The sequence below is a fragment of the Massilia sp. IC2-477 genome, from assembly GCF_020707265.1.
Taxonomy (GTDB): Bacteria; Pseudomonadota; Gammaproteobacteria; order Burkholderiales; family Burkholderiaceae_D; genus Telluria.
In genome coordinates this window covers 240269-251706 of the sequence record NZ_JAJFEQ010000008.1, presented here as the reverse complement: position 1 = coordinate 251706, position 11438 = coordinate 240269, and the positions used below count along the sequence as shown (strand labels likewise).

Sequence of the window (11438 nt, the reverse complement as noted above, 5' to 3'; positions counted from 1 at the left end):
TTTATTCGCGCGGCGCCGTACCCTGGTCGTACTGGTCGGCGTCGGTCTGGCTGGTGTCCTGGCCGCCCTGTCGGTTCTGGTCCTGGCCGGACTGCTGGCTCCCCGGCTGGCCGGACTGGCGCTTGCCCTGTCCGATGCCTTCCATCCCCGTCTGTACCTGGCCGGACTGGCTGCCGCCGCTGAAGGCCTGGTCGGCCTCCTGGTGCGTGGTGTCGCCGGCGAGCAGGTCATCGCTGCGGCTGGACTGCTGGTTGCCCTGGCCGACCGATTCGCTGCCCATGGCGCCGATGTCGCCGGTACCGCCGGTGCCGACACTGGCTGCGCTGCCCGTGCCGTCGCGCGTGGTCTGGTGGTAGTTGCGTCCCTTTGCGTTATTGCCTTCGCTTTGCATCGACATGCTGGCCTCCGTATTCATGGAATGATGCGAGCATCATAGACCCACGAGGAGCGCGCACGAATAGGCCGGCGCCTGCCGCGACTGTAGGAAGAGGCCGCCGGAAGACAGAAGTTTATTGCAGGAGGGATATGACCAACTGCGACATGCTGTTGGTTTGCTTGAGCATGGCAGTGCCGCTCTGCATCAGCATCTGGCTGGCCGTCATCGCTGCGGTCTCGCTGGCAAAATCCGTGTCCACGATGCGGCCGCGGGCGACCTCGGTATTGGTCTTGATGTTGCTGAGATTGCGATGCACGCTTTCCAGGCGGTTGGCCGTGGCTCCCAGCTGGGCACGCACCTGCCCCACGTCCGCCAGTGCCTCGCCGACCTTGCCGACCAGCACATTGGCCGATGCACTGGAGGTCAGCTCGGTGCCACCCGCGTCGACCGGGTAGCCGGCAAGATTGCCGCCATCGATCGCATAGTAGAGCGAGCCGTTCAGCCTTCCCAGTGCAGGACGGAAATCGACCGACATGGTCTCATCCGGGCTGGCGCCGATCTGGAATACCTGCGGGCCGCTGCCCAGGGTGCCCGGAGTGCTGACCGTATAGCGGATCAGCGGCGAGCCGTTATACGGCGTTTCGTGAATGGTGTCGAGCACCTGCTCGCTGAGCAGGACGTATTCCGCATGCAGGGCCGCACGGTCGTCGTCCGTACTCGAGGCGTCGGCAGCCTGGATCGCCAGGTCCTGGATGCGGATCAGGATGGTCCCGACCGTATCCATCAGCCCTTCCGCCGTCTGCAGCATCGAGATGCTGTTCCGGGTATTGCGCATGGCAACCGCCATCCCGCTGGATTGGGCCTTCAGCCGCGTGGCCACCTGTAGGCCCGACGCGTCATCCATCGCCGAGTTCACCCGGCGCCCCGTTGCGAGGCGGGTCTGGGACTGCGCCAGTGCCTGGCCCGAACGCTGGAGGGCGTTCTGGCTGACAAGGGAAGCGCGGTTGGTGTGGAGACTCAGCATGAAGCTGATTGTATCAGGAAACACATCTTGTCAAAAGGCAAGACGCCACATTACCCTTTCTGGGTGTGGCATCCTGCCAACCGTTTCCCTCCTGTCAAGCGGCCACTGCCTGTTGCCCCAGTACCCTCATCAGGCTCTGCAGGTCATAGGGCTTGCGCAGCACCACTGCATCCGGCCAGTTCGCCACCTCTCCATTCCCGGTCGCAAACACGATGCGCACGCCCGGCGCATTGCTGCGCGCCTGCGCCGCGAGGGCGTCGCCCCACATGCCCGGCAGCTGCACGTCGGTGATCAGGACATCGGTGGCGGCGCTGATCATGGGCAGCGCCGTTTCCGCATCGGGCGCCGACTGCACCCGGTGTCCCAGGTGCTCGAGCAGGGCCGCAGTGCTGGTCCGGATGTTCTCTTCGTCCTCGACCAGCACGATCGCCAGACCGGACGCTTTCGGCGGGGCCGGCGGCGCGGGCGGGGCCTCGGGCGCCCGCTTCTGGTTCGCCAGCACCTGGCGGATGCGCCGCGCCAGGCGTTCGCGGGTGTAGGGCTTGCCCAGCAGTTCGACGCCCGGATCGAGGCGTCCGCCGTGCACGATCGCGTTCTCGGTATAGCCCGAGGTGAACAGCACCGCCAGGTTGGGCAGGCGCTCGCGCGCCATGCGCGCCAGCTCCGGGCTGCGCAGCCGCCCCGGCATGACGACGTCGGTGAACAGCAGGTCGATCGGCACGCCGCTGTCGATCACGGCCAGCGCGCTGGCGGCATCGGGCGCCTTCAGCACGCGGTAGCCCAGGCCCGACAGCATCTCGACCACGGTGGCGCGCACCGCTTCGTCGTCCTCGGCCACCAGGATCGTCTCGCTGCCGCCCACCGCCTGCTGCTGCTCGACCGGGCCGAGCGGTTCTTCGGCGGCGGTGGAGCGCGGCAGGTAGAGCTTGACCGTGGTGCCCTGGCCGATCTCGCTGTAGATCTTGACGTGGCCGCCCGACTGCTTCACGAAACCGTACACCATCGACAACCCGAGGCCCGTGCCCTTGCCTTCTTCCTTGGTCGAGAAGAAGGGCTCGAAGGCGCGGTTGGCTACTTCCGGCGGCATGCCGCAGCCGGTGTCGCTCACCGCCAGCATCACGTACTGGCCGGGGATCACGTCGCCGTGCGCGCGGCAGTACAGGTCGTCGAGCACCGCATTGGTGGCTTCGATCGTCATGCGCCCGCTGCCCTCCATCGCGTCGCGCGCATTGATCGCCAGGTTCAGGAGCGCGTTCTCGACCTGGGCCACGTCGACCGCCGTGTTCCACAGGCCGCCCGAGATCACCATTTCGATCTCGATCTCTTCGCCCAGCGAGCGGCGCAGCAGGTCTTCCATGTTGGACACCAGGCGGCTGATCCTGATGACCTTCGGCTCGAGCGGCTGGCGGCGCCCGAAGGCGAGCAGGTAGCTGGCCAGCTTGGCGCCCTTGTCCACCGCCAGGCGCGCATTCTCGATCCAGCGCCCGCAGTCCGGGTTGGCGGCGCTTCTCGCCACGCCCGACATCTGCAGCAGCTGCAGGTTGCCCGAGATGATCTGCAGCAGGTTGTTGAAGTCGTGGGCTACGCCGCCAGTCAGCTTGCCGATGGTTTCCATCTTCTGCGACTGCTGCAGGGCCAGCTCGGTGCGGCGGATGGTTTCCACCTGCTCGCGGTCAGCCGTGATGTCGCGCCCGATCGCATGCACGTAGCGCTCGTCCGGCGACGCGGTCCAGGACAGCAGGCACCAGCTGCCGTCCTTGCGCCGGTAGCGGTTCTCGAACTTGTTGACGTAGGCGCCGCGGCCCAGCGCCGCCATCTGGGCGACGGTGGCGCTGCGGTCCTCGAGGTGCACCAGTTCGAGGAAGTTCTTGCCAAGGACGTCGGTTTCGGACCAGCCCAGCAGGGCGCCGAAGGCCGGGCTGACCGCCTCCACCCGGCCATCGAAGGCGCACACCATCAGGATGTCCTTCGACAGCCGCCACATGCGGTCGCGCTCGGCCGTGCGCAGCGCCACCTGGCCCTGCAGGTCGTCGTTCAGGGCGGCGTAGCGCTGCGCGGTGTTCTTCTGCTCCTCGATGTCGGTATTGGTTCCCACCCAGCCCACCACCAGGCCATGCTCGCCGCGCAGCGGGACCGCGCGGTTCAGGTGCCAGCGGTAGCTGCCGTCGTGGCGGCGCAGGCGCACGTCGGCCTCGAACACGGTGCCGGTGGCCACCGCTTCGGTCCAGCGGGTGCGCACGGCGTGCAGGTCGCCCGGGTGGATCATGCGCCCCCAACCGTCCGCCGCCAGGTCGGCGTGGCTGAAGCCGCTGTAGCTGTAGATCTTTTCGTTGAACCAGTCGAGACGCCCCTGGGCATCGGCGCCCCAGACCTGGTTCGGCATCGCCTGCGCAAAGGTTCGGAAGCGCGCCTCGCTTTCGCGCAGGGCGCGCTCGGCCAGCACCCGCTCGGTGACGTCGTTGCCCTGTACGAAGATGCCGATCACGGCGCCGCCTTCTTCGCGTACCGGCTGGAACACGAAGTCGAGGTAGTGCAGGCAGCTCTCGCCAGAGGCGGCGGTGAGCCAGATCTCGGTGGCCTCGCCGGTGTGCGATTGGCCGCTGGCATACACCCGGTCGAGCAGCGCCAGGAAACCCTGGGCGGCGACTTCCGGCAGCACGTCGCGCACGGTGCGCCCGACCACATCGGGCCGGTCGACCAGGCCGAGGTAGGCTTCGTTCACCAGCTCGTAGCGGTGCTCGGGGCCAAGCAGCATCGCCATGAAGCCGGGCGCCTGGGCGAACATCGCGCGCAGGCGGTCCTGCTCGCCGGCCAGGTAGCGCTCGGCCCGCACCTTGGCGGTGGTCTCCGTGAGCAGGGCGAGCACGCCGAGCACGCTGCCGTCCTCGGCGGCGACAGGCGAATAGTCGAGGTTCAGCCAGACCTGCTCGGGTTCGCCGTGGCGGCGCAGGTTCAGCTCGGCATCGCGGTAGCACAGCGTGCCGCCAGCCAGGCAGATCCGCATCACGTTATCGTTGAAGTCCGCTTCGTCGGGCCAGCTCTCGCGTACGGGCGCGCCCAGCTGCTGGGGATGGCGCTCGGCTGCGATTTCCGCATAGCCGTCGTTGTAGATCATCACACCGTCAGCGCCCCACATGGTCACCATCGGCACCGGCGAGCGCAGCATCAGCTCGACCGTGTTGCGCACGACGGCAGGCCAGCCGGCGATGGGTCCAAGACTGGTGGCGCTCCAGTCGAATTGCTCGATGAGTCTGCCGAGTTGGCCTGTGCCCTGAGCGAAAGGCCGGGATGCTGCAACTGCCGCTTGCGCCATGCTGAGTGATCCTCGTTTGTAGATAGGCAATTGTAATATCTATGCACTAACAATGAAACATGAATGTGACGCGTCATTACGCAGCGAAGACACATACCTGGAAAATGCGCCATGACATTCTTGCAATGTACAATCGCGCCATCCCAACGGCTTTCGCAGGAGCTGCCCATGATGCCCGACCAACCCGACGCGCCCGATTTGCGGGCTCTGGTCGTCTTTGCCGATCCCTCGCTGCACCGCTCGCGCATCAGCCGCCGGGTGGCCGAAGCCGTGGCCGCCCTGCCCGGGGTCCAGGTCCAGGACCTGTACCAGCTGTACCCCGATTTCTACATCGACGTACGGCGCGAACGCAGCCTGCTCAAGGCGGCGCCGCTCGTCGTGTTCGTGTTCCAGCTGGCCTGGTACACGATGCCGGCCCTCTTGAAGGAATGGTTCGACAACGTGCTCAAGCCCGAGTGGACGCAGCCGCCGGGACGCCTGCAGGGCAAGGCGGTGTTCGCGGCAGTCGCCTGCGCCGGCGCTGCCATCGACTACCGCCCGGGCGGTGTCCATGGGCGGCCGCTGGAGGACTACCTGGCGCCGCTCGAACAAAGCGCGCGGGCCTGTGGCATGGACTGGCTGGCCCCGCACGTGTTCTACGGGGCCGACGCCCAGGACCTGGATGCCGCCGCACGCCACGCCGACGACCTGCGCTCGCTGCTGGCCCGGCATGCGGGCATCGTTACCGAGGAAGGACTCGAGCATGGAGCATGACCTGCTGCTCAACGCGCTCGTCTACCTGAGCGCGGCCGTGATCGCGGTGCCGCTGGCCAAGCGCCTGGGCCTGGGCGCGGTGCTCGGCTACCTGCTGGCCGGGATCGCCATCGGTCCCTGGGGCCTGGGGTTGATCCGCGAAGTCGAGACCATCCTGCACTTTTCCGAGTTCGGCGTGGTGCTGCTGCTGTTCGTGATCGGGCTCGAACTCGAGCCGAGCCGCCTGTGGTCGCTGCGCCGCTCGATCTTCGGCTGGGGTACGGCCCAGGTGGTGGGCGTCACCGCCCTGCTGCTGCTTGCCGCCGTGCTGGCCGGGATCGGCTGGAAGACCGCCCTGATCGCCGCGCTCGGCCTGTCGCTGTCCTCGACCGCGATCGCGCTCACCACCATGCAGGAACGCAACCTGATCCCGACCCCGGCCGGCCAGGCGGGATTCTCGATCCTGCTGTTCCAGGACATTGCCGCGATCCCGATGATCGCGCTGGTGCCGGTGCTGGGCGTGCCGGAAGCGCACGCGGGCTCGGGCTGGGTCGGCGTGCTCAAGGCGCTGGCCGTGATTGGCGCCCTGGTGGTGGCGGGACGCTTCCTGGTGCGCCCGCTGCTGCGCTTCATCGCGCGCACCGGCATGCGCGAGATCTTCACCGCCTGCGCCCTGCTCCTGATCATCGCGATTTCGCTGCTGATGGCCTCAAGCGGGATGTCGATGGCCCTGGGCGCCTTCATGGCCGGCGTGCTGCTGGCCGACTCGGAATACCGCCACGCGCTCGAAACCGACCTCGAACCCTTCAAGGGCCTGCTGCTCGGCCTGTTCTTCATCGCGGTCGGCATGTCGGTCGACTTCGGCGTATTCCTGGCCCAGCCCTGGCGCATCGTCTTCATGGCGGCCGCATTCCTGGCCATCAAGCTGGCCGTGCTGTGGTTCCTGGCGCGCTGGTTCAACATGAGCGGGCGCCAGCGGGTGCTGTTCGCCTTCCTGCTGTCGCAGGGCGGCGAGTTTGCCTTCGTCGTGTTCGGCGCAGCGGCCGCCGCCCGCGTGTTCTCGGCTGATACCGCGTCCACGCTGGTAGTCGTGGTGGCGCTGTCGATGCTGGCCACCCCGCTGCTCCTGATCCTGTACGACCGCGTGCTCGAGCCGCGCTGGCAGCGCCGCCACCAACGTGACGCCGATACCATCGACCCGAACCAGGGCCACGTGATCATCGCCGGCTTCGGGCGCTTTGGCCAGATCGTCGGCCGCCTGCTCCACGCCAACCAAGTGCCGCTCACCATGCTCGACCACGACCCGGACCAGATCGACACCCTGCGCGACTTCGGCTTCAAGGTGTTTTATGGGGACGCGACCCGCACCGACCTGCTGCACGCCGCCGGCGCCGGCCATGCGCGGGCCCTGGTGCTGGCGGTGGACGGCATCGACGACAGCCTGAAGCTGGCAGCCAGCGTGCGCGAGGAATTCCCCGACCTGCCGATCCTGGCGCGCGCCCGCAACGTCACCCACTACTACCAGCTGATGGACCTGGGCGTGACCGTGATCGAGCGCGAGACCTTCGAGTCGGCCCTGATGCTCGGACGCCGCACGATGGAGCAGCTGGGCTTCGGGGCCTACCTTGCGCGCCAGGCAGCGATGCGCTTCCGCGAGCACAACCTGCGGAGCGTGCTCGACGTTTACCCCTATTACAAGGACCGCAAGCAGTATGCGTCGATGGCGCGGCGCGCGCGCGAAGAGCTGCACGCCATGTTCGAACGCGACTTCGTGGCGATCCGCGACGATCGCGAACCGGACCGGGATTGAGGGTCACCCAAGATACGGAAAGTTGCCTATACAAGTGTCGTAAATTCGCTCCCCCGGCACTGTTGCCCTAAGGTAACAGCTATACTCACGCATGCGGGGCGCATAAGCGGTCCTGCCATTCCAGGCGGCGCCGGCCGCGACACTCGTGAATATCTTGGACACTTCCACTGGCTCCGCCGACGCTTCGGCGCTGCTCGCCGCCGAATACTCGGCCCTGATCGACAATGCGCTCGACCTCATGGTGGTGCACGACGGCGCCGGACGCATCCTGCGCGTGAACGCCGCAGCGCGCGCCCTGCTCGGCTACGAGCCGGAAGAACTGGCCGGGCGCCATTACACCGACCTCCTTGATCCCGGCCAGCACGCCGAAGCCCGCGCCATCGAGGCCAGCCTGCATGGCGATTGCCCGGAGCGTACCGACGTGGCCCTGCGGGTGCGGCGCAAGGACGGCAGTGTGATCCAGATGGCGAGCGCGGCGCGCTGGTCGGCCTCGCACCGCCGCATGTTCGTCACCGCGCGCGACGTCACCGGACAGCAGCAGGCGCGCGAAGCCTTGCTGCGCTCGGAGGCGGCGTTGGGCAGCATGTTGGAGAGCATCGGCGACGCCTTCTTCGCCATCGACAGCAACTGGCGCCTCACCTATGCCAATCGCAAGGCCGCCGCCTTTGTCGGCGTCGACGCCGCCGAATCGATCGGCAAGCCGCTGCTCGAGGTGGCGCCCGACCTGCAGCACTCGCCCTCGCTGCCGCGCTACCAGCGCGCGATGCAAACGCGCCAGGCCGACGCGTTCGAGGTGTTCTGGGAGCCGGGCCAGGTCTGGATCGAGGCGCGCGTCTATCCGCACGCGGACGGCATCTCGGTCTACTTTCACGAGATCACCGCCAAGCGCGAGGCCGAGCACGCGCTGAAGAAGAGCGAGCAGCGCTTCCGCAAGCTGTTCAACCAGGCCGGCGACAGCGTCATGATCGTCGACGGCGCGCTGCGCATCGTGTCGGTCAACGACCGCGCCTGCGCGCGCTTCGGCTACAGCCGCGACGAATTCCTCGGCATGCTGGCCACCGACGTCAATTTCGGCTTCCCCGAGGGTCGCGCCCTGCTGGCCGGCCTGCGTGCCGGCCAGGCCCAGCTGCTGCGCACCGACAAGCGCTGCAAGGACGGGACCAGCTTCCCGGCCGAAGTGCAGATCTCGCGCTTCGACGACGAGGGCGAAGAATACTTCCTGGCCGTGATCCGCGACCTGAGCGACCGCGCCGAGGCCGAGCGCCAGCTGCGCGAGAGCGAACGGCGCTTCCGCGAGGTGATCGAGATGACGCCGGCCGGCTACCTGCTGGCCGGCCGCGACGGCGCCCTGCAGGACGTCAACCCGGCCCTGTGCGCCCTGTCCGGCTATCCGCGCGAGATGCTGCTGGCGCTGAGACTGGACGACCTGTTCGTGTCCTGCCCCTTGCCGACGCTCGACGTGTGGGACGCGGGTCCGGCCACGGTGCAGGGCGTCGAAGCGGTCCTGCAGCACCGCCACGGCTACCATATCCACGTGCTGTTCAACGGCAGCATCAAGCGTGACGACGAGGGCCGCGCGCTGTCGCTGACCGGCCTGATGACCGACATCACCGGACGCAAGGCGGCCGAGAACCGCCTGCAGGAACTGGCCACCCACGACACCCTGACCGGCCTGCCCAACCGCGCCCTGCTCGGCGAGCGGGTGCAGCAGATGCTCGATGCCGCCCCTTACGGCAGCTCGGTGGCGGTGATGTTCCTGGATCTGGACCGCTTCAAGGAAGTCAATGATTCCTTCGGCCACGAATCGGGCGACGTGCTGCTGTGCGAAGTCGCATCGCGCCTGCGCAAGGTGATCCGGCCGACCGACATCATCGCGCGCCTCGGCGGCGACGAGTTCGTGGTGGCGGCCCATTGCGCCACTGGCCAGGCGGCCGCGGCGCGCATCGCCGACAAGCTGCTCGACGTGCTCACCGCGCCTATTGCCGTAGGCGGCATCGATGTCATCGTCGGCGCCTCGATCGGCATCAGCATGTACCCGCAGGACGCGCAGACGCGCGAACTGCTGTTCCAGACCGCCGACACTGCGATGTACCGCGCCAAGAACAGCGGCCGCAACCGCTACCGTTTCTTCGAGCCCGAGATGACGGTAGCGACCCGCGAGCGCATGGCGCTCGAGGTCTCGCTGCGGCCGGCGCTGGCGCGCGGCGAGTTCGAACTGCACTACCAGCCGCGCTATGCGCTGGACGGGATGGCGCTGATCGGCATGGAAGCGCTGATCCGCTGGAACCATCCGGAACGCGGCCAGGTCTCGCCCCAGCAGTTCATCGGCATCGCCGAAGAGACCGGGCTGATCGTCCCGATCGGGCGCTGGGTGCTGCGCGAAGCCTGCGCCCGCACGCGCCGCCTGATGGACGACTACGGCACCCGCGTCATGGTGTCGGTGAACGTCTCGGCGCGTCAGCTGGCCCAGCCCGGCTTCGCCGCCGAGGTCTGTGCGGCGCTGGCCGACAGCGGCCTGCCGCCGGCCTGCCTGGAACTGGAACTGACGGAAAGCGCCCTGATCGAGGACATCGAGCACACCGCCTCGATGCTGCGCGAACTGAAGCGGCTGGGCATCCGCATCGCTGTCGACGACTTCGGGACGGGATACTCCGGCCTGGCCTACCTGCGCCGCTTCCCGATCGACGTGCTGAAGCTCGACCGCTCCTTCGTCACCCAGCAGGACGAAAACGTCAGCACCTTCGACTTCGTGAAGGCCTTCGTGGACATGGCGCACGCGCTCAACATGGAGGTCGTGGCCGAGGGCGTCGAGACGCAGGAGGTGTGCGACTTCCTGCGTGCGGCGCGCTGCGACCAGGCCCAGGGATATTACCTGGCGCGGCCGATGCGGCTGGGGCAGTTGCGTGCACTCGTCGGCAGCCAGCCGCCGCCGAAGGAAGGCTAGAAGGCCGGACGTGGCAGCCAGCCCAGGGCCTTGCCGTCCACGTTGTGCAGGTAGAGCCGCTCGTCGGTTTCGGTCGCGCCGGTGATGGCAAGCGAAGCGCCGCCCGGGTCCTGGAGGCTGGCCACGACCGCGCCGTCGTCCGTGAATGCCAGCACGTGGCCATACGCCCGCGGCATGCGCCACAAGGCGCGCGGCACCCGCAGCACGAGTTTGCGCAGGAAGGGCCGCTCGCCCATCGCATCAAGGGCGTTGCGCTGGCCGGCAAGGCCAAGCCAGATCCTGCCCCCGCGCCCACGGGTCAGGTTGTCGGGGAAGCCCGGCAGGTTGTCGAGAAGGACGCTTGCCTCGGTGGACGCGATCCCGATGTCGAGCCGGTCCGAGGCCATCGCGATCTTCCACACCCGGTAGCGCCCCGACTCGGCCACGTAGAGCGAACGTCCGTCGCCGCCGACGGCGATGCCGTTCGCCAGCGAGAAGCCGTGGGCGACAATCCGGGTCATGCGCGTGGCCGGATCGTATTCCAGCACGCGACCCGTCGCGCTCTGTTCGAGGACCTCCAGCAGCGCCGCCTCCTCGGTGCCACCCCATCGCCCCGGCGTGAAGCGCGTCGACGAGTCGGTAAAGTAGATGCGGCCATCGGGGGCGACCGTCACCGAATTGGCAAACGCGATCGGGCTCCCATCCACCGTGTCGCTCAGCACGGTCGTAGCGCCGTCCGGCGCTATCGAGAGCAGGCCCTTGATGGCATCCGCCACAATCAACGCGGCCTGCGCATCGAAAGCCAGGCCGAGCGGCCTGCCGCCGGTGGACGCCACCAGCTCCCTGCCGCTGCCGTCTGCCTGCATGCGCAGGATGCGACCGTCCTGCAGTCCGGTGTAGATCCGGCCGTCGGGCGCCGCCAGCACGTGTTCAGGACCTTGTCCGCCCTCCAGCGCAATGAATCGCTGCTGTCCGAGCTTGTCGTTCGCGGCATAGGGCCCCGTGTAGCCAGGGGCGGGCAGCGCTTTCCAGGCCACCGGATCGACCGGCACCGGCCATAGGCTCAGGTAAGCGGCAAGCGCCAGGAGGGTCAGCATGGCGGGAAGACAGCTGCGCAGGACAGGGCCATGAGTGGCTCGTGATGGATGCACACCGGCAGTGTAGGTGCGATGTCCTGTTCCGGCAATTCGTCCCGCATAGCCCCACAGGCAGCCATTCGGGCGAAACCGTGTAGGATGCGTCATCCGAACCAGAGATAGG

Annotated in this window: 7 protein-coding genes; 3 read left to right on the top strand and 4 right to left on the bottom strand. The window is 67.8% G+C overall.

The features are described 5' to 3' along the window. Nucleotide 1: 1 nt before the first annotated feature. The 3 genes from LK542_RS17910 to LK542_RS17900 form a co-directional block, all read right to left on the bottom strand. Complete coding sequence (locus tag LK542_RS17910; protein WP_227812949.1) at nt 2-397, bottom strand: hypothetical protein; 396 nt, start codon at nt 395-397, stop codon at nt 2-4. Between the two features lie 112 nt (nt 398-509). Beyond that, a complete protein-coding gene (locus LK542_RS17905; RefSeq protein ID WP_227812948.1) occupies nt 510-1400 on the bottom strand; it encodes a flagellin in 891 nt (296 codons plus the stop codon). Between the two features lie 94 nt (nt 1401-1494). After that, complete coding sequence (locus LK542_RS17900; RefSeq protein WP_227812947.1) at nt 1495-4713, bottom strand: PAS domain S-box protein; 3219 nt, start codon at nt 4711-4713, stop codon at nt 1495-1497. A 168-nt stretch (nt 4714-4881) separates the two neighbouring features. Here LK542_RS17900 and LK542_RS17895 point away from each other — a divergent pair, with 168 nt between their 5' ends. From LK542_RS17895 to LK542_RS17885, 3 genes are all read left to right on the top strand, one after another. Beyond that, a complete protein-coding gene (locus LK542_RS17895; RefSeq protein WP_227812946.1) occupies nt 4882-5466 on the top strand; it encodes an NAD(P)H-dependent oxidoreductase in 585 nt (194 codons plus the stop codon). Next, entirely contained in the window at nt 5456-7255 is a 1800-nt protein-coding gene (gene kefC / locus LK542_RS17890) for a glutathione-regulated potassium-efflux system protein KefC (protein ID WP_227802438.1), read from the top strand. The genes LK542_RS17895 and kefC overlap by 11 nt, the downstream gene beginning before the upstream one ends. 154 nt (nt 7256-7409) lie before the next feature. Beyond that, nucleotides 7410-10199 carry an EAL domain-containing protein gene (locus LK542_RS17885; RefSeq protein WP_227812945.1) on the top strand — a complete coding sequence of 930 codons (2790 nt, stop codon included), beginning with the start codon at nt 7410-7412 and terminating at the stop codon, nt 10197-10199. On the opposite strand, the gene LK542_RS17880 is transcribed toward LK542_RS17885, so the two are convergent. Further along, a complete protein-coding gene (locus tag LK542_RS17880; RefSeq protein WP_227812944.1) occupies nt 10196-11275 on the bottom strand; it encodes an SMP-30/gluconolactonase/LRE family protein in 1080 nt (359 codons plus the stop codon). The genes LK542_RS17885 and LK542_RS17880 overlap by 4 nt on opposite strands. Between the last annotated feature and the right edge of the window lie 163 nt (nt 11276-11438).